General features: G+C 54.1%; 15 protein-coding genes. 1 reads left to right on the plus strand and 14 read right to left on the minus strand.

Annotated features, from left to right (window positions below):
- Nucleotides 1–165: 165 nt before the first annotated feature.
- From Q8W32_RS15215 to leuC, 14 genes are all read right to left on the minus strand, one after another.
- Entirely contained in the window at nucleotides 166–1,380 is a 1,215-nt protein-coding gene (locus tag Q8W32_RS15215) for an O-succinylhomoserine sulfhydrylase (RefSeq protein ID WP_305415538.1), read from the minus strand.
- A 117-nt stretch (nucleotides 1,381–1,497) separates the two neighbouring features.
- The gene (gene purF, locus Q8W32_RS15220; protein WP_303434553.1) at nucleotides 1,498–3,024 is read right to left on the minus strand and encodes an amidophosphoribosyltransferase; all 1,527 of its coding nucleotides are present in this window, start codon (nucleotides 3,022–3,024) and stop codon (nucleotides 1,498–1,500) included.
- Nucleotides 3,025–3,036: 12 nt separating this feature from the next.
- On the minus strand, nucleotides 3,037–3,540 hold the full coding sequence (locus Q8W32_RS15225; RefSeq protein WP_303434552.1) for a CvpA family protein: 504 nt from the start codon (nucleotides 3,538–3,540) through the stop codon (nucleotides 3,037–3,039).
- 179 nt (nucleotides 3,541–3,719) lie between these two features.
- Nucleotides 3,720–4,505, minus strand: coding sequence for an SPOR domain-containing protein (locus Q8W32_RS15230; protein ID WP_305415539.1), 786 nt, complete (start codon nucleotides 4,503–4,505; stop codon nucleotides 3,720–3,722).
- The gene (locus tag Q8W32_RS15235; RefSeq protein ID WP_305415540.1) at nucleotides 4,490–5,821 is read right to left on the minus strand and encodes a folylpolyglutamate synthase/dihydrofolate synthase family protein; all 1,332 of its coding nucleotides are present in this window, start codon (nucleotides 5,819–5,821) and stop codon (nucleotides 4,490–4,492) included. Before Q8W32_RS15235 ends, Q8W32_RS15230 begins: the two co-directional genes overlap by 16 nt.
- 32 nt (nucleotides 5,822–5,853) lie before the next feature.
- Nucleotides 5,854–6,657, minus strand: coding sequence for a tryptophan synthase subunit alpha (gene trpA / locus Q8W32_RS15240; protein WP_303434549.1), 804 nt, complete (start codon nucleotides 6,655–6,657; stop codon nucleotides 5,854–5,856).
- A gap of 14 nt (nucleotides 6,658–6,671) precedes the next feature.
- Nucleotides 6,672–7,856, minus strand: coding sequence for a tryptophan synthase subunit beta (gene trpB, locus Q8W32_RS15245; RefSeq protein WP_305415560.1), 1,185 nt, complete (start codon nucleotides 7,854–7,856; stop codon nucleotides 6,672–6,674).
- A gap of 34 nt (nucleotides 7,857–7,890) precedes the next feature.
- Nucleotides 7,891–8,544, minus strand: a complete 654-nt coding sequence (locus tag Q8W32_RS15250) for a phosphoribosylanthranilate isomerase (protein ID WP_303434555.1) — start codon at nucleotides 8,542–8,544, stop codon at nucleotides 7,891–7,893.
- Between the two features lie 75 nt (nucleotides 8,545–8,619).
- Nucleotides 8,620–9,444 (minus strand): tRNA pseudouridine(38-40) synthase TruA, encoded by an 825-nt coding sequence (truA, locus tag Q8W32_RS15255; protein WP_305415541.1) that lies wholly within the window; start codon nucleotides 9,442–9,444, stop codon nucleotides 8,620–8,622.
- Between the two features lie 3 nt (nucleotides 9,445–9,447).
- On the minus strand, nucleotides 9,448–13,008 hold the full coding sequence (locus tag Q8W32_RS15260) for a FimV/HubP family polar landmark protein (RefSeq protein ID WP_305415542.1): 3,561 nt from the start codon (nucleotides 13,006–13,008) through the stop codon (nucleotides 9,448–9,450).
- Between the two features lie 251 nt (nucleotides 13,009–13,259).
- A complete protein-coding gene (gene asd, locus Q8W32_RS15265; RefSeq protein ID WP_303434546.1) occupies nucleotides 13,260–14,378 on the minus strand; it encodes an aspartate-semialdehyde dehydrogenase in 1,119 nt (372 codons plus the stop codon).
- 124 nt (nucleotides 14,379–14,502) lie between these two features.
- Complete coding sequence (gene leuB / locus Q8W32_RS15270; RefSeq protein WP_305415543.1) at nucleotides 14,503–15,579, minus strand: 3-isopropylmalate dehydrogenase; 1,077 nt, start codon at nucleotides 15,577–15,579, stop codon at nucleotides 14,503–14,505.
- 99 nt (nucleotides 15,580–15,678) lie between these two features.
- Nucleotides 15,679–16,323: a 3-isopropylmalate dehydratase small subunit gene (leuD, locus tag Q8W32_RS15275; RefSeq protein ID WP_303434544.1), complete on the minus strand. Its 645-nt coding sequence runs from the start codon at nucleotides 16,321–16,323 to the stop codon at nucleotides 15,679–15,681.
- Nucleotides 16,324–16,337: 14 nt separating this feature from the next.
- Nucleotides 16,338–17,756, minus strand: a complete 1,419-nt coding sequence (gene leuC, locus Q8W32_RS15280; RefSeq protein WP_305415544.1) for a 3-isopropylmalate dehydratase large subunit — start codon at nucleotides 17,754–17,756, stop codon at nucleotides 16,338–16,340.
- 183 nt (nucleotides 17,757–17,939) lie between these two features.
- On the opposite strand from leuC, the gene Q8W32_RS15285 reads away from it, so the two are divergent.
- On the plus strand, nucleotides 17,940–18,815 hold the full coding sequence (locus tag Q8W32_RS15285) for a LysR family transcriptional regulator (protein ID WP_305415545.1): 876 nt from the start codon (nucleotides 17,940–17,942) through the stop codon (nucleotides 18,813–18,815).
- Nucleotides 18,816–18,858 lie beyond the last annotated feature (43 nt).

Genomic DNA, 18,858 nt, shown 5'->3' on the forward strand with positions numbered 1-18,858 from the left:
CGTCATTTCGCTGCATTCGTCGCCTTGCTCTGAACAACGGCAACACTCGCGCAGAGCCGTGCAGGATTAAATAGATGCCCCCAATAGTTATTCCGCTACGCCATTCTGCAACATCAGGGCATAAAAAAACGGGGCCGCAGCCCCGTCTGTGTGACCAGGATACCGTCAGAGTGAATCCAGTCCTCGGGCCAGATCCTTGCGAATGTCGTTCACATTCTCCAGACCAACCGCAACACGAATCAAGCCTTGGGTAATACCAGCCGCCAGCCGCTCTTCTTCTGCCAAACGCCCATGGGTCGTTGTACCCGGATGCGTAATGGTGGTTTTGGCGTCGCCCAGGTTGGCGGTGATGGAGATCATGCGAGTGGCATCAATCACTTGCCAGGCTTCTTCCCGTCCGCCATCCACTTCAAACGACAATACGCCACCCGGCAGACTTTGCTGCTGCTGGATCAGGTCATACTGCGGATGGGATGCCAGGCCACAATAGTTGACCTGTTTCACCTTCGGATGCTGTTGCAACCAGTTGGCCAGGATAGTGGCGTTTTCACTGTGGGCTTTCATGCGCAGGCTGAGTGTTTCCAGCCCCTTGGTAAAGACCCAGGCATTAAACGGGCTCATGGTTGGACCCGCGGAACGCAAAACACCAATCACGGGTTCAATCAGTTCGTGGCTGCCCAGTACGGCACCACCCATGCAACGGCCCTGGCCATCGATGTATTTGGTGGCGGAATGCACCACCAAATCGGCCCCCAACGCCAGCGGTTGCTGGATCACCGGGGTACAAAAGCAGTTGTCCACCACCAGCAGCGCATTGGCGTCACGGGCCACCTGCGACAGTGCAGCGATATCTGCGACTTCAACCAGTGGGTTGGAGGGAGACTCCAGGAAAAACAACCGGGTTTCCGGCTTGCAATGTGCTGCCCAATCGTTGACATCAACCGGATTCACATAATCGATAGCAACGTTGAATTTACGCAGGAATTTTTCAAACAGAACGATGGTGCTGCCAAACACACTGCGAGAGCACAGAACATGATCCCCCGCTTTCAAATGGGCCAGCGCCACCGCATAAATAGCTGCCATACCGGAAGCCGTTGCAGCACAGGCTTCTGCCCCTTCCATCGCCGCCAGGCGGTCTTCGAAGGTGCGTACCGTCGGGTTGGTATAACGGGAATAGACGTTACCCGGGTTGTCTCCGGCAAAACGTGCTGCGGCTTCTGCGGCCGAGCTGAACACATAGCTGCTACTCGGGAAGATCGCTTCGGAGTGTTCGTTTTCCTGGGTCCGGTACTGGCCCGCACGAACCGCCAGGGTTTCCATTTCACAATCGGTCAGATCCGATTGATAAGGGGCCAACAAGTCGTGAATATCATTCATCAGGTTTCTGCCTTTTCTATGGCTTAAAAACATGGCCTAAAAACGCAACAGGGCAGCGGAGGCTGCCCTGTTATACAGATTCGGTTCAGGTGTCAGGCACCTGTAATACCGAAATAATCAGGATTCTGCCTCGTTGTGCAGGTCAATCGCTACGTTGTTGGCACTGGCGGCCTTGCGGCCTCCCTTGGAGGAATCGCTGCGCAAGTCGGACAGGCGCTGGAAATAATTGTCATCAATATCGCCGGTGACGTATTCACCGTTGAATACCGAACAATCAAATGCTTTCGCAGCCGTTTTGCTGCCTTCCAGACATGCACTGATCAGGTCATCCAGTTCCTGGTAAATCAGCCAGTCAGCACCAATGGCCGTTGCAATTTCATCGGTGGTACGGCCGTGCGCAATAAACTCTTCCTTGGCCGGCATATCAATCCCATAAACATTGGGATAGCGTACCGCAGGGGCGGCCGATGCAAAATACACATTGAGAGCACCGGCATCCCGAGCCATCTCAATAATCTGCTCGCACGTGGTGCCCCGGACAATGGAGTCATCGACCAGCAGGACATTCTTGCCGCGAAATTCCAGCTCCAGTGCGTTGAGCTTCTGACGCACGGATTTCTTGCGCTGCTGCTGCCCTGGCATAATGAAGGTACGGCCGATATAGCGGTTCTTCATAAAGCCTTCGCGGTACTTGACGCCAAGCCGATTGGCCAGTTCCTGCGCCGATGAACGGCTGGTATCCGGAATCGGTATCACAACATCGATATTGTGATCCGGCTGCTCCCGCATGATTTTTTCCGCCAGTTTTTCCCCCATCCGCAAGCGCGCCTTATACACCGCGATGCCATCCATAATGGAGTCCGGGCGGGCAAAGTATACCTGCTCAAACAGACACGGCGTCAGACAGGCGTTGTCAGCGCATTGCTGGGTGAAAATCTCACCGGCTTCGGTCATGACAACACATTCACCGGGTTCAACATCTCGCTCAAGCTGAAATCCCAGGGCATCCAGCGCGACGGATTCCGATGCCACCATGTACTCAGGGCCGGTATCGGTATCACGACGGCCATAAACAGCCGGACGGATACCATTCGGATCACGAAAGGCCACCACGCCATAACCACAGATCATGGCGACCACTGCGTAACCACCACGAACACGCTCATGCACACGACGCACCGCCCGGAAGATCATTTCCGGAGTGGGTACCAGCTGCTTTTGTTCTTGCAGTTCGTGAGCAAAGATATTCAACAGGACTTCAGAGTCTGATGTGGTATTGATATGCCGCAGATCTTCACGGTAGAGGTCTTGGGCCAGATCGGTGGTGTTGGTCAGATTGCCGTTATGTGCCAGTACGATGCCGTAGGGCGAGTTCACATAGAATGGCTGAGCTTCCGCCGAGCTGGAACTGCCTGCCGTCGGATAACGTACGTGACCAATGCCCATACGACCAATCAGTCGCTGCATATGGCGGGTACGAAATACATCTCGTACCAGGCCATTATCTTTCCTTAGATAAAACTTTCCCTGATCACTGGTGACAATGCCTGCCGCATCCTGGCCGCGGTGCTGTAGCACCGTCAACGCATCATAAATAGACTGGTTGACATGGGTCTTGGCGACGATACCCACAATTCCGCACATTCGCGTATTACCTCAGAAATCAGACGGGATAGAGGACATCACCCGGTTCGCTGCGCCTGGCAACGTATTACGCGCCCAGTCTGCCAGCACTTCCAGGTGAGGAATAAACATTGATTGCTGCCACCAGGGGTCTTTCGGCACCATGGTAAGCTGCAACCCATAAACAATCGCGACCAGAACAACCAGTCCACGGATACAGCCAAAGACCATACCGAGGATACGATCAGTGCCACTCAATCCGGTCAGACGCACCACCTCGACAATCAGGTGGTTGACCATGGCACCAATAGCCAGTGTGCCCAGAAAGAGCACGACAAATGCGGCGATCCAGCGTAATGAATTGGTTTCAATATAATCAGTCAGGAGCGTGGCCAGATTACCACTGAACATGCGGGCAACCACAAACGCCCCAATCCACACAGCCAGCGACAAGGCTTCCCGGACGAAACCGCGTTTAAGGCTGATCAGGCTGGAGATTCCCAGCACCGCCAATATTACCCAATCAACGACGGCCATCTTGCTCTCGTAGCAGACTCAAAGAAGCGCGCAGTATAGGGTTTAGCATGGATTTCGACAACTGGAGAGACCGGCTTGTGGGCATTTTGCGCCAGCGAAAGCAGAAAAAATTCTATCTCCCGTAGCAATCAAGCCGCATGAATCGCTCTTGAGACAATCATTCATGGGCCAGCCTGGCGTTAGCGCGCCATAAAACGTTTGATGCGAAGGTCCGAGCGCTGCAGCTTTTTTTCCAGCTGACTACGCAGTGTTTCAGCCTGCTGTTGTTGTAGCTCCGGGCCAGCAAACACACGGGTCAGACCATCATCATCGGTACGGGCAAAGGCCTTGAAACCCTGCTGACGTATCGTATCCCGGAAGCCCATGGCATTGTCAGCGCTAGAAAAAGCGCCCAACTGTACTACCCAGGCATAGGGCAAGCCACTGTCGTCGAGATGGCCTCGATCCGGCTGCTTCCTGACCGCCGCAGGGATCATGTCATCCAGCCCGGCCAGGACATCGCTATCGGCTTGCCCGGTTTCCGCTGCAACGGGCTTGGCCGTTTGGGCAGGCGTAACAGCCGGCGTGGCCGTGGATGCGGCTACGGTATTGGCACCCGTCACCGGCTCACCATGACCCGCTGCGGTTCCTTGTTGCGCCGTTGCTGCCGCTGTTTTTGCTGTTTGTTCTGTACTTGTTGTTGCTGTACTTGCTGTTGCCGTACCCGTTGGTTCCGTCGCCGCAGTACCGGGTTGTGGCGTCAGCAACTGGGCCGCCGCCTCACCACTGGCCAGCTGTTCCAGATCAATACGAATACGCTGCTGGTTCTGGACTTCCGTCCAGTCCGGCATATCTGGCATGGGTGGCATATCCTGATCAATCGTTAGCCGCTGGCTGGAACCATCGATCACAATCGGCACGGCGATACCCAGTGCCAGCACAGTGACAACGGCCCCGAGAATACGTTTGTTCAGATGCTTTTCCATACATACTCTCCGCTTTTTTGCTGGGCATGAATGTATGTCAGTGCCTGCTCAACGGTATAGAAAGACCCAACGACCAGCCAATGCTCATCAGCAGTGGCCGTTTGTTGCCAGTGCTCCAGGGCATCACGAACCCTTGTACAAGCCGTCACCTCAACGCCGCTGCCTTGCGTCACCACGGTGTGGAAGCGCAGTGCCAGTCTGGCAACATCCAGTCCCCGCGGACAATCAAGTCCGGCCAGCGTCCACTGCGTGGTATCGGGTAATGCCTGCACCACCGCTTCTACCGGCTTGTCGGCCAGCATGGCCAGCAGAATGCCATCCACCTCTTGCTCTCGGGTGGCCAGATACGCAGCGGCCTGTTCATTATGCGCAACATCCAGCGTCAGTCTGAGTTGTCGTCCATCCGGACACAGGCACTGCCAGCCCTGCAAACGGCCAGGAACCCGCAGGCGCTTGAGGGTTTTGACCACTTCCACTTCAGGCATCAAATGGCCAACGGCTGCCAGCGCCTGTACTGCGGTAGCGATATTGGCCGCCGGAATAAATCCGCGCGGCAATACCCACGACATCGAGGTATCCTCATCCGGACACGGCAGAAAGCGCAGATTCAGAACCGCCTCACCCCCTTGCACACACTCAGTGATATCAAAGGCTTCGCCCCGCCCCAGCCATAAACCTTCAACCGCCTCTACCGTCGTGCGAGCACGCCCAGGAGGCATGGGCTGACCACAGACCAGATAACGGTCTGGCCGGACAATGGAGCATTTTTCATAGGCGATAACATCAAGGTCGTTACCCAGCCAGGCTTCGTGATCCAACCCGATACTGGTGACGACCGACAAGTCGGCGTCCACTACATTGACAGCATCCAGACGCCCGCCCAGGCCAATCTCCAAGACACAGGCATCGAGATTCTGTTGTTTGAACCAGGCCAGTGCAGCCAGGGTGCCAAATTCAAAATAGGTCAACGCGATACCTTGACGCGCCTGTTCAACCAGTGCAAATGACTGGCACAGATCCGCATCCGATATATCGTTGCCGTTTACCGACACACGCTCGTTGTAGCGCAGAATATGCGGCGAATTATAACAACCGACCGAAAATCCCTGACGTGACAACAAGGCACTCATCAATGCTGAGGTTGTGCCTTTGCCATTGGTGCCTGCGACCAGTATCACCAGCCCGGCCGGGTGCAAGCAGCCCAACCGTTCTGCGACCGTACGGACGCGGTCGAGGCCCATATCAATTTCAGCAGGATGCACCGACTCCAGGTGCTCGAGCCAACGCTTGACGTTCCAACTGCTGAAGTCAGCCATCCTGAATATCCTTCTTGGTTACGACCGGGTTATTACTGATCCATCGCGCTGCGCATTTCCTGCATCAGCGCGGCGACCAGACGTTGAGCTTCGGCGGGGTTGGTGGCATTGTCGGCGATACGGTTAACGATCGCACTCCCCACAATCACGCCGTCGCACACGGCCGATACGGCCGCGGCTGTGGTGCCATTCTGAATACCAAAGCCCACCCCTACCGGGATAGACACGTGTTGGCGAATCCGTTGCAAGTTACGTTCAACATCGTCGACATCCAGGGCTTTCGAGCCAGTCACGCCTTTTAGCGAGACATAATACACATAACCACTGCCAGCCTGGCCAATGGCTTCGATACGCTCATCGGTCGTGGTCGGTGCAATCAGGTACACCATATCCAGACCCGCACTTTTGAAGATGGCGTCAACATCAACGGCTTCTTCCGGTGGCAAGTCGACCAGCAGCACACCATCAACACCGGCAGTCACCGCTGCTGTTACAAAGGTGTCATAACCCATGGCTTCGACCGGATTCAGATACCCCATCAGCACCACCGGGGTCGTGCTGTCTGTAGTGCGGAATTCCGCCACCATCGCCAGTACATCACGTAACGAGGTGTTATGTTCCAGCGCCCGCTCACAGGCCAATTGAATGGTCGGGCCATCCGCCATCGGATCGGAAAACGGCACCCCCAGTTCAATCAGGTCACAACCGGCGTCCACCAGTGTGTGCATCATGGGAACGGTGGCGTCCTTTTGTGGATCACCGGCAGTGATATAGGGAATCAAGGCTTTTTTGCCCGTGGTTTTCAAGGCAGCAAACAAACTAGCTATACGAGACATATCGAATTCCGTCCTTATGCAGTCACGCCATCAAGAGTGGCAATGGTATGAATGTCCTTGTCACCACGACCGGACAGGTTGACCACAATCACCTTGTCGGAAGGCATGGTGGCTGCCAACTTCATCGCAAAAGCGACGGCATGGGATGACTCCAGTGCCGGCATAATGCCTTCCAGCTGTGTCAGCTTGTGGAATGCCTCAATGGCTTCGCTGTCTGTAGCGGCGACATACTGGGCACGGCCAACATCTTTCAACCAGGAGTGCTCAGGGCCAACTCCGGGGTAATCCAGACCGGCAGAAATCGAGTGTGTCCCCATGATCTGGCCGTTGTCGTCTTCCATCAAATAGGTGCGATTGCCATGCAAAACGCCAGGACGCCCTTTACTCAAAGGTGCGGCATGGTCATCTCCTTCCAGCCCCAGTCCACCCGCTTCAACGCCATACATGGCTACTTCCGGATGCTTGATATAAGGGTAAAACATGCCGATGGCATTGGAACCACCACCCACACAGGCCACGACTGCATCTGGCTGACGGCCAATCTGTTCCTGGCTTTGCGTTTGGGTTTCACGGCCGATAACAGACTGAAAATCCCGCACCAGCATTGGGTAAGGATGCGGCCCAGCCGCAGTACCGATAATATAGAAGGTGTCGTCCACGTTGGTCACCCAATGACGCATCGCTTCGTTCATCGCGTCTTTCAGGGTTTTGGTACCGGATGTGACCGATTCCACCTCAGCGCCCAGCAGCTTCATGCGATAGACATTCAGCTTTTGACGCTCAACATCCGTCGAGCCCATAAAGACTTTGCATTCCAAGCCGAAACGGGCAGCGACGGTGGCCGAGGCCACACCGTGCTGGCCAGCACCGGTTTCAGCAATAATCTTCTTTTTGCCCATAAACTTGGCCAGTAATGCCTGACCAATGGTGTTGTTGATTTTATGGGCACCGGTGTGATTCAGATCTTCCCGCTTGAGGAAAATACGCGCCCCGCCACAGTAGTCGCTCAATCGCTCGGCGTAATACAACGGCGACGGGCGGCCAACATAGTGCGCCAGGTCGTGATCAAACGCTTTCTGGAAATCTTCATCATCACGCAGTTTCAGATACGTTGCTTGCAACTCATCCAACGCCGCGGTCAGGGTTTCAGAGACAAAACGGCCGCCGTAAATACCAAAGTGGCCGCGCTCATCGGGCAGATTAGCGTCTAATACCGCAGCATGTGCGTTTTGTTCAGGAGTTGTGTTGTTCGTAGTTGACACGATACACCTCATTCATAAATGCCTGAATCTTGCTGGCATCCTTGATGCCTTTGTTTCCGGGACCATTGGCCTCAACGCCACCGCTGACATCCACTGCAAAAGGATGTACATCGCGAATAGCGGTTGCCACGTTATCGGGAGACAGGCCACCAGCAAGAATAATGGGTTTGTTTAAATCGTCTGGCACCAGCGACCAATCAAAGGTTTCGCCAGTACCACCCGGAACACCGGGTTTGTAGCTGTCTAGCAGCAGAGACAAGGCACCTGGGAAGCGCACGCACGCCTCCACCATATCCGACGCTTGCCGAACACGGACTGCCTTGATATAGGGGCGGTTGAATTGTTGGCAAAAGCCATCGTCTTCGTCACCGTGGAATTGAATAAGGTCGATTCTAACGACATCCAGAACGCTTTGCACTTGTTCAGAAGTCGGATTCACAAAAAGAGCGGTTACCGTAACAAACGCCGGAACCATAGCCACAATAGCAGCCGCTTGCGTAATATCAACCGCTCTCGGACTGGGTGGGTAAAACACCAGGCCAATGGCATCGGCCCCGGCATTCACAACCGCCAGAGCATCTGCTGCACGGGTAATACCACAAATCTTGGCACGTGTACGGGTCATGGGTAAGGTCGGCATCAGCAAGCTCCTGCATAAATCCGGCGATGGTAGCAGAAAACAGGCCTGCAAAGGTCTGGTTCAGCCGTCAGTCAACGCCAGTACAGGCTCTAACAGTAACGGACCAAAGGGCTGGCTGGGAATATCAAATTGCTCCGGGTAACGTACCCCAACAAAATGCAAACCATCCCCTGGGGCTGTCACCCCGGCGGCCAGGCGGGATTTGGCTTCAAGTACCTCGGTCATCCATTCGACCGGCTGATGGCCCTCGCCAATAGGAATCAGGCAGCCAACGATATTACGCACCATATGGTATAGAAAGGCGCTTGACTCCAGCTCCAGCATAATCAGATTACCCCATTGCCGTACTTCGATACGGTGCATGGTTTTGACTGGGGTTTTGGCCTGGCAATCCTTGGCCCGGAAAGAAGAAAAGTCATGCTCACCCAACAACAACTGGGCAGCCTGATGCATACGGTCGGCATCCAACGGATAACGCCACCAGGTTAACTGCTCATATTGCAGTGCCTGACGGTATTGGCTGTTGTTGATCAGGTAACGATAACAACGGGCCTGGGCTTTGAAACGGGCGTGAAAATCCGTATCGACCTGGCCAATCCACTGCAACGAGATCTGGGCTGGCGTATTGGTGTTAATCCCCATTAGCCAACCATAATTACTGCGTTTGGAAGTGGTATCGAAGTGGATAACCTGACGGGTTGCATGCACACCGGCGTCGGTACGCCCTGCACAGGCAATCTCAACCGGGTGATTGGCGACCTTGGAGATAGCCGCCTCAAGTGCGGCCTGAACCGTGGGTTCATTGTGGTGTTTCTGCTTCTGCCAACCGTGGAAACAAGCGCCGTTGTATTCCACGATGGCAGCATAACGATAGGTATCAGACATGGATCAGGTCAGCGAATCCAGCAAGTTCTGGGCTTCCTGCTTCTGATGGTCGCTACCTTCCTGAACAATTTCGCCCAGCAGTTCCTTGGCACTGTCGGACTCACCCATATCAACGTAGGCTCGTGCCAAATCCAGCTTGGTGTCGTTGGCATCAGTACCGGACAAGTAGGCAAATTCATCTTCTGTTTCTGCCAGTTCATCCAGGTTGATCGAGTCTGCGGTGAATGATGGAATATCCATCTCGTCAAGACTTTCACCGGCTGGCTCTTCTGGTGCTTCTTCCAGGTCGGCCAGTTCCGGCAGCGCTTCAGATTCCAGATCAAACGTTAATTCTTCGAGATCATCCAGAGGTGGCAATTCATCCTCTGCGGCGTCCTCTTCCACGGCGGCTACTGGCAGTTCTGTTTCCGTAACGGCTTCCAGTTCCGGTATATCGTCAAGGTCGCCCAACTCTGGCAAGTCTTCCAGTGTTTCTGGAGCACTGTCAGCGCTGGCCTCGTCTTCCAGCTCGGCCAGGTCAAAATCATCGAGCTCCATATCCAGCTCAGACAACTCATCCACGGCTTCTTCTGCCGCATCGTCAGACCCAGCGGCGTCAGCCTCTGCGAATTCTTCCAGCTCGCCCAGTTCCGGCAACGCCAGTTCATCATCACTGTCGTCGCTGTTGACCAGCATTCTGGCACCAGACAGGTCTTCTTCGCTCAACTTGGGCAGGTCTGTCATCGCATCCAGCGAATCCAGTTCCGCTTCCAGGCTGTCGAGGTCAAACTCCATCAGGTTATCGTCTGTCAACTCTTCAGCACTATCGCTGGCACTGGTGGCTTCTGTCGCCGATGCCAACATTTCCAGGTCATTATCCAGACCTTCCAGATCGAATTCAGTGCCATCCAGTTCATCATCAGCAACCGCGTCGTCGGCAGCTTCCACAACTGGCAGGTCAAAACCGCTGCTTTCTTCATCGTCAGTCGTTGAGCTGTTATCTTCCTCTACTTCCAGCTCTGGGATATCCAGCTCAGGAACGTCGAACTCCAGTACATTGTCATCGCTGCCGTGATCAGTATCCGCCAGGCTTTCTTCTTCAACCTCGCCCAGTTCTGGAACATCCAAGCCATCCAGATCAAATTCCATCACGTTATCATCCGACAGCCCGGCAGATGCGTCACCTTCCAGAGGCTCTTCTGACAGCTCGGCCAGCAGGTCGTCTGACACATCAAAATCCATCAGATTGTCGTGTTCTGGCTCACTGACTTCTGTTTTCGGCTCGGCAGCCAGTTCTTCACTACTGTCTTCAAAGGCAGAGAGATCAAATTCCACACCCTGGTCGTCGGCAGAAATCGTGACCTCGTCGGTATGGTGCTCGTCGCTATCCGCCAGGCTATCCAGTGAAAAGTCCATGCCGTTGTCATCTGCGGCCGGAAGGTCGGCTTCGATATCGTCGCCCTGATCCAGCGCGGTTTCGAAATCCATCGCATCGTCACCCAGCACAGGCATGATATCGATGCTTTCTTCCATATCCGTGACGGGAGTCTCTGCCTCTGCTGTCGTCGCAGTGTTGTCCAGTTCACTTTGAAATTCCATGTCCAGATCATCAAGCGATATACCAGACAGAGCATGGGTAGACGGTGCAATCGGATTGCTCAGGCGGGAGCGGAACTGCTCTGCAAGCGTAATATCGTCATCTGAGCCGAAGCCCAACAAACGTGCTTCTTCATCGGCAAAGGCGCTGTCATCGTTGAGTTCAGCCAACACTTCCAGCAGTTTAAGGCTGAGATCCGTGCGCCCGGGTTGGGATTCTACGGCTGGAGTCAGTTTGCTCCGTGCTTCATCAAAACGGCCATAGGCAATATCGGCATCCACAGCGGTCAGTAATTCATCCGGCGCATCCAGGCTGTCGGTTGAAATATCCAGCGCATCATCATCAAACAGGTGGTCACCCAATTGCACACCGCTGTCGCTGTCACCACTGCTGCTGCCCTGATCGAAGTTGAAGTGGTCAAAATCCTCGCTTGGTGAAGCGGCGGCGGCCACTTCCTCACTGGCTTCCTGTAACAATGCGGCTTCCGCATCGTCATCGGCTGCTTTTTTAGCAGCCTTGCCTGCCAGGAGTTTTTTCATCAGCGAATAAATCAGAGCGATCAGCAACAACAGAACGGCCAATACGCCACCCAGCATGATCGGATCCTGCAGAATGCGATCGATCATGCTTGGCGCTGGCGGTGGCGGAATCACCCGAGGCTTAGGGCGCTGCTCTGCCATTTCCGGCTTGGGTTGTTTGGGTTCAACGGCAGCAGCGGCAGTGTCCGGCTTGGGCTCTGTATCAGCACCTTCAGCACTATCGGCGACGCTCTCACTGCGCTCAATCGCGCCAGCAGCCGGAGTGGTGTCTGCTTCGCTGGCCGGTGTTGCCAGAGCACTGGTTTCATTGTCCTGGCCGGCGTTTACTTGCAGGTTGGCCAGCTGGTCGTCTTTCAGGCTGACCAGACGTTGCAGAGCTGCGATCTGTTCTTCCAGAGAGGCAAGCCGGTCTACCAGTTCGTTGTTTTCACGACGGCTTTTATCCAGGGTTTCCAGTGCGATTGCCAGATCATTTTCCAGTGCTTCGCGGCGGCCATCACCACGACCGACAATCTCACCACTGGCACCGGCAGAACCGGATTGTTCTCCGCGGTCTGATACCAGGCGTACTTCACCACCAGTTGATGTTGCACGGGCAGATGGCGTGGTTGCTGCTCGCCCGGTTGCATCCAGTTGCGCGGTACCGGCAATTTCCTGATTCTGACGTGCCACTTCGGAAACGGCATCATCAAAACTGATGGTACGAATTTGCTCAGAGTCTGGAATACGCAATACCTGATGGGTTTTCAGGCGGTTGATGTTGCCACCGATAAAGGCATCCGGATTCTGCTGCTGGATGGCAACCATCATTTGTTGCGGTGTAATGCGGGGATCGGGCCGGGTAGCCAGAGCAATGGCCCACAGGGTGTCATTTGGCTGTACCCGGTAAGTACCCGGTGCGCCAGAGTCACTTTGCCATTGTTCCGCATTATTATGATTTGACGGCGCAGGTCGATTGGTTGGGGCCACTGGACGGCTGGCGGCCGCTGGCGCGCTGGCTGCACCGCCAGTAGCGGTAGCCGTACTGGTTGGTGTGGATACCAGCGGTTGATAACTTTCTTCCGCAAAAGTAGGCGGGTCGAGCAATACGGTAAACTCTCGTACGACACGGCCGGATGGCCAGTTCAACTCAACCAGAAAATTCAGAAAAGGCTCGGTAACCGAATCCCGGGTCGTCAGGACAACCTTGTCGCCCACTACCTGAAATTTTATTTTGGTAAGAAAATAGGAACGTTCGACGTTGGAGCGTTCAAAGGCTTCGGCACTGGCAAGTACCGGTTTGATTTCCCATTCAGAGAGACCTTCTGAATCGACCAGAACTATTTCGGCAGCCAGAGGCTGATTCAGCGCCGACTTGAGCGTCAACTCTCCCAGTCCCAAGGCCAGTAACTGAGTTGACACGGTCAAGCTTCCGACCAGCAGCAAGGCATTCGCAAATAGGCGCTTCATTGATGCATCCTTGGTTGTCACTTTACGGCTTTATAGCCCTGATTAATCAAAAATTTACGGATATCAAATCCGTCAGCAAGCACTAATACTGGCGGAGGATAATCAAATCCAAGTATCAAGGATAACCGGTTCTGGCGCAATCGTTGCGGCCGATATGCGTCAACAAAACTGATATGTATGAAAGGTTTATGACGTACTCGAGATGTTGCGTATGAAAAAGCGGACACTCGTCCGCTTTTATTTATCAATTTCTATGAACGGTTTAACAAAATCCGCAACATTCTGCGTAAAGGTTCTGCCGCCCCCCAGAGTAATTGATCACCAACGGTAAACGCAGAAATATATTCTGGCCCCATATTCAACTTGCGAATGCGGCCTACCGGTATATTCAGCGTGCCGGTAACAGCTGCCGGAGTTAATGCCGTCATACTGACATCACGGTCATTGGCAATGACACTCACCCACTCATTATGAGACGCCAGAATGGCTTCAATTTCGGCCACAGGAATATCACGGGTCAGCTTCATGGTCATTGCCTGACTGTGGCAGCGCATGGCACCAACACGTACACAAAGTCCATCAATAGGCACTGGATTATGCCCACTCCCCATAATCTTGTTGGCTTCTACCTGGGCTTTCCATTCTTCACGACTCTGACCGGAATCCAGTTGTGAATCGATATAAGGAATCAAACTACCGGCCAGCGGTACACCAAAATGATTTTTGGGATATTCATCACTATTGATAAATTCGGATACCTGACGATCGATATCCAGAATAGCAGTAGCGGGATTGTCGAGTTTATCGCTGACATTGGAATGAATGGCGCCCATTTGCGCAATTAATTCGCGCATATGCTGGGCACCGGAACCGGAAGCTGCCTGGTAGGTCATGGGGGCAACCCACTCCACCAGCCCTTGCTCAAACAGACCACCCAGTGCCAATAACATCAGACTGACGGTACAGTTGCCGCCGACATAGGTTTTGATGCCGTCTTCGAGGCCCTGGTCAATCACACTGGCATTGACCGGGTCGAGTACAATAATGGCGTCGTCTGCCATACGCAAAGAGGAGGCGGCATCGATCCAGTAGCCTTGCCAGCCGGTCTCACGCAAAGCGGCGTACACTTTGGAGGTGTAATCCCCCCCCTGACAGCTGATAATGACATCCTGCGCTGCCAAGGCGGAGAGGTCGTAGGCATCTGCCAGTACGCCGTTATCCTTGCCACCCAGAGTCGGTGCTGTTTTGCCTGCCTGGGAGGTGGTAAAAAATTGCGGGGTAATCAGGGCGAAATCACCCTCTTCTTCCATCCGCTGCATCAGTACGGATCCCACCATACCGCGCCAACCAACCAATCCTGTTTTTAACATGTGTTTTTACCTTGTTCTTGATACAGCAAAACCGCGACAGGCGCGGTTTGCATTCCAAACGGGTATCCGGGTTATCTGACCAGTCACAGTATACCCGGACATTACCCCCGGGTATGCCGCCAGATTACAGGGCTGCCAATACGGCTTCACCCATTTCACTGGTGCTGACACGGGTCATGCCTTCCGAGAAGATATCACCGGTACGCAGTCCCTGATCCAGCACCTTGCTGACAGCCGCTTCAATCGCATCTGCAGCGACACCTTGATCGAGGCTATACCGTAGCATCATGGCCACCGAGAGGATAGTTGCCAACGGGTTAGCAAGGCCCTGACCGGCAATGTCCGGCGCGGAACCATGACACGGCTCGTACATACCCTTGTTGTTTTTATCCAGCGAGGCAGAAGGCAGCATGCCGATAGAGCCGGTCAACATGGCGGCGGCATCGGACAGGATATCGCCAAACATATTGCCGGTAACCAGTACATCGAACTGTTTTGGAGCACGTACCAGCTGCATGGCGGCATTGTCGACATACATATGCGACAGCTCGACTTCCGGATAGTCTTTTGACATTTCTTCTATGATTTCGCGCCACAGCACGGTCACTTCCAGTACGTTGGCCTTGTCAACCGAGCAGAGCTTTTTGTTGCGCTTCATGGCTGATTCAAACGCCACTCGACCGATACGACGGATCTCGGATTCGTTATAGACGTAGGTGTTGTAGCCTTCACGCTCGCCATTTTCCAGTGTCCGTACACCCCGTGGCTGACCAAAATAAATGCCGCCTGTCAGTTCACGTACAATCAGGATATCCAGCCCGGAGACCACTTCCGGTTTCAGGGTTGAAGCATCCGCCAGCTGCGGGTACAGGATGGCCGGACGCAGGTTGCCAAACAGGCCGAGATTTTTGCGGATATCCAGCAGCCCTTGCTCCGGGCGCTTGGAGCGGTCTTCCAGCTTGTCCCATTTGGGGCCACCCACAGCCCCCAGCAGGATGGCATCTGCGGCCAGCGCCTTGTTCAGGCTGTCTTCAGGCAGCGGGAAACCGGTAGCGTCGTATGCCGAACCACCAACGAGACCATGATCAATCACCAGCCCCATGTTAAAACGACGATCGACGGCTTCCAGCACCTTGACGGCTTCCGCGACAATTTCAGGGCCAATACCATCACCTGGCAACACCAGAATTTTCTTGCTCATTATTATGTCCTGTTACTGACGGTGGCACCGGCTACCCGCCGCCACCGTAAAATTCACAACCAGCCCAGTTCGACGATCGATCCGGACCCTTGACCTGTATTAACCCGCGTTAAATAACCAGGGGGATGATTCACGGCGAGCCGCTTCGTACTGGCGAATATCGTCCGCATCCTGCAAGGTCAGCCCGATATCATCAAAACCATTCAGCAAGCAGTATTTACGGAAAGCATCCACCTCAAATGGAATATCCTGGTCATCAGGAGTCAGAATCAACTGTTTTTCCAGATCGATGGTCAGCGCATAGCCTTCGCTGCCGGATACCGCCTTGAACAGGCCATCCACAACCGCTTCTGATAATACAATCGGCAGCAAACCATTTTTAAAACAATTGTTGTAAAAGATATCGGCGTAACTAGGGGCAATCACCACGCGGAAACCAAAATCTTCCAGTGCCCAGGGCGCATGCTCACGACTGGAGCCACAACCGAAGTTTTCCCGTGCAATCAACACGGAAGCCCCCGCGTAACGCGGCTGGTTCAAAACAAAATCGGGGTTTAATGGCCGACCGCTGTTATCTGCATCCGGCTGGCCTTCGTCCAGGTAACGCAATTCGTCAAACAGGTTAGGGCCAAAGCCACTGCGTTTGATCGATTTCAGAAACTGCTTCGGTATGATCATGTCGGTATCGACATTGGCCCGGTCCATTGGCGCTACGATGCCGGTGTGTACAGTAAATGCTTTCATGCTATTTCTCCGGATCAGAATTCGCGAACGTCAACAAAATGGCCTGCAACAGCAGCGGCAGCGGCCATTGCCGGGCTGACCAGATGCGTCCGGCCGCCATATCCCTGACGACCTTCAAAGTTGCGGTTAGAAGTGGAAGCACAATGCTCACCGTTACCGAGCTTGTCAGCGTTCATTGCCAGACACATGGAACACCCTGGCTCACGCCATTCAAAACCGGCCTCGATAAAAATCTTGTCGAGCCCTTCCTGCTCAGCCTGGGCTTTCACCAGACCAGAACCCGGAACGACCAGCGCTTGCATCACGCTGCTGGCTACCTGACGGCCTTTGGCAATGTCAGCGGCCTGACGCAGATCTTCAATACGGCTATTGGTACAAGAACCAATAAAGACCCGATCCAACTTGATGTCGGTAATTTTCTGACCAGCTGCCAGCCCCATATAGGCATAAGCCCGTTCAAAACCGGCACGTTGGGCACTGTCGCGCGCGTCGTCCAGAGTCGGGACGGTTGCATCAATGGTGGTGACCATTTCTGGCGAGGTTCCCCAGGTCACTTGTGGTTTGATGTCTTCCGCATGAATCTCAACGACCTTGTCAAACACGGCATCATCGTCAGACACCAGGTCTTTCCAGGCCGCCATGGCCATATCCCATTGCGCGGCTGTCGGCGCGTAAGGGCGACCCTTGACGTACTCCGCCGTAATTTCATCAAAGGCCACCATGCCCACACGGGCACCTGCCTCAATGGCCATGTTGCACATGGTCATGCGGCCTTCCATGCTCATTGAGCGAATGGCAGAGCCACCAAATTCCATCGCACAGCCATTACCGCCAGCCGTACCGATAATACCGATGACGTGCAATACCACGTCTTTACCCGTAATGCCTTTGCCTAACTCGCCGTCTACCTTGATCAGCAGATTTTTCATCTTGCGCTGGATCAGGCACTGGGTCGCCAGTACGTGCTCAACTTCCGAGGTGCCAATACCATGTGCCAAAGCCGCAAAAGCGCCGTGGGTCGCAGTATGTGAGTCACCACATACAACGGTCATGCCCGGCAAGGTAGCTCCCTGCTCCGGCCCCACAACGTGCACGATGCCCTGACGCTGGTCTTTCATCTTGAATTCGGTAATTCCGAATTCATCACAGTTGCTGTCCAGTGTGACGACCTGGATCTTGGAAACAGGATCAACAATACCGTCCACTCCGGATTCACGCTCGACGGCGGTGGTGGGTACATTGTGATCCGGTGTCGCCAGGTTGGCATCCAGCCGCCATGGTTTACGCCCGGCAATACGCAGGCCTTCAAACGCTTGGGGTGAGGTTACTTCGTGTAATAACTGACGATCGATATAGATCAGAGCGGTGCCATCGTCACGCTCTTTGACGACATGCTGCTGCCAGAGTTTGTCATACAATGTTTTACCGGCCATGGTGGCTCCTTATTGGAATTCTCTGTCGACTGGTGTGCTTTCACGGTCCCCGCCCTTTGTATGCGGACGATTGCGTTATGGTACTCACTCTGATAAACAACACAAATTCATTCTTTTTCTATATTGAATTCCTAACAGGAATACTTTGCCAGCCATCAAGCCGGAGGCACCATCGGAGGCATTATGGACAGCCAACAACTGAAAGCTTTTTTGGCCGTTGCCCATCACCGGTCCTTTTCACTGGCCGCGGAACAGTTGTTCCTGACACAGCCCGCAGTCTCCAAACGTATCCATCAACTTGAACAGCAGCTGAACAGCCCACTGTTTGATCGTCATAACCGTTCTATCAGCCTGACGGAGTCCGGTCAGCGGCTATTGCCAAAAGCCCGAGATATTCTCGAATTAATGAATGATACCCAGGTACAGATCAGTAACCTGACCCATTCGGTTGAAGGCACATTAAGCATGGCCACCAGTCACCATATTGGCCTGCACAGAATCCCGCCTTTTTTGAAAGCCTTTGTACGACAATATCCAGCGGCCCAGCTGGATATCCGCTTTCTCGGTTCAGAAGATGCCTATCAGGCGGTAGAGCAACGTCAGGTAGAATTGGCTCTGACAACATTGGATAAACGTCAGCCGGATAAAATAACCGCCATCCCGCTGTGGCAGGATGATATGGTCTGCGTCTGTGCCCCCGGCCACCCGCTCGCACAGCAACAGGTCACTCTGGCCAGCCTGGCGGAGAATGCCGTTATTTTGCCAGAGCCAGATACCATTACCTACCGGGTGGTAGACGCAGCCTTCCGGGAAGCGGGGCTGACTCTGGAAACCCGGATGCCGACCAATTACCTGGAAACCATCAAAATGATGGTGGGCGTTGGGCTTGGCTGGTCAGTGCTTCCGTCCAGCATGGTCGACGAACAACTGTCGGTTCTGCCCTGGCCCGGTGTACCGATGACCCGCTCTCTCGGCGTGATCCACCTGACCAATCGTACTCTGTCGAATGCCGCCAGCGCCCTGATTAGCCTGCTCAGTAACAACAATCCTGACGCATGACATCATGACACAAGGCACCAGGGCGTAAGCTGAAAACATAAAC

Origin of the sequence: Oceanobacter sp. 3_MG-2023, assembly GCF_030688925.1 — a bacterium.
In the GTDB taxonomy this organism is placed as follows: Bacteria; Pseudomonadota; Gammaproteobacteria; order Pseudomonadales; family Oceanobacteraceae; genus Oceanobacter.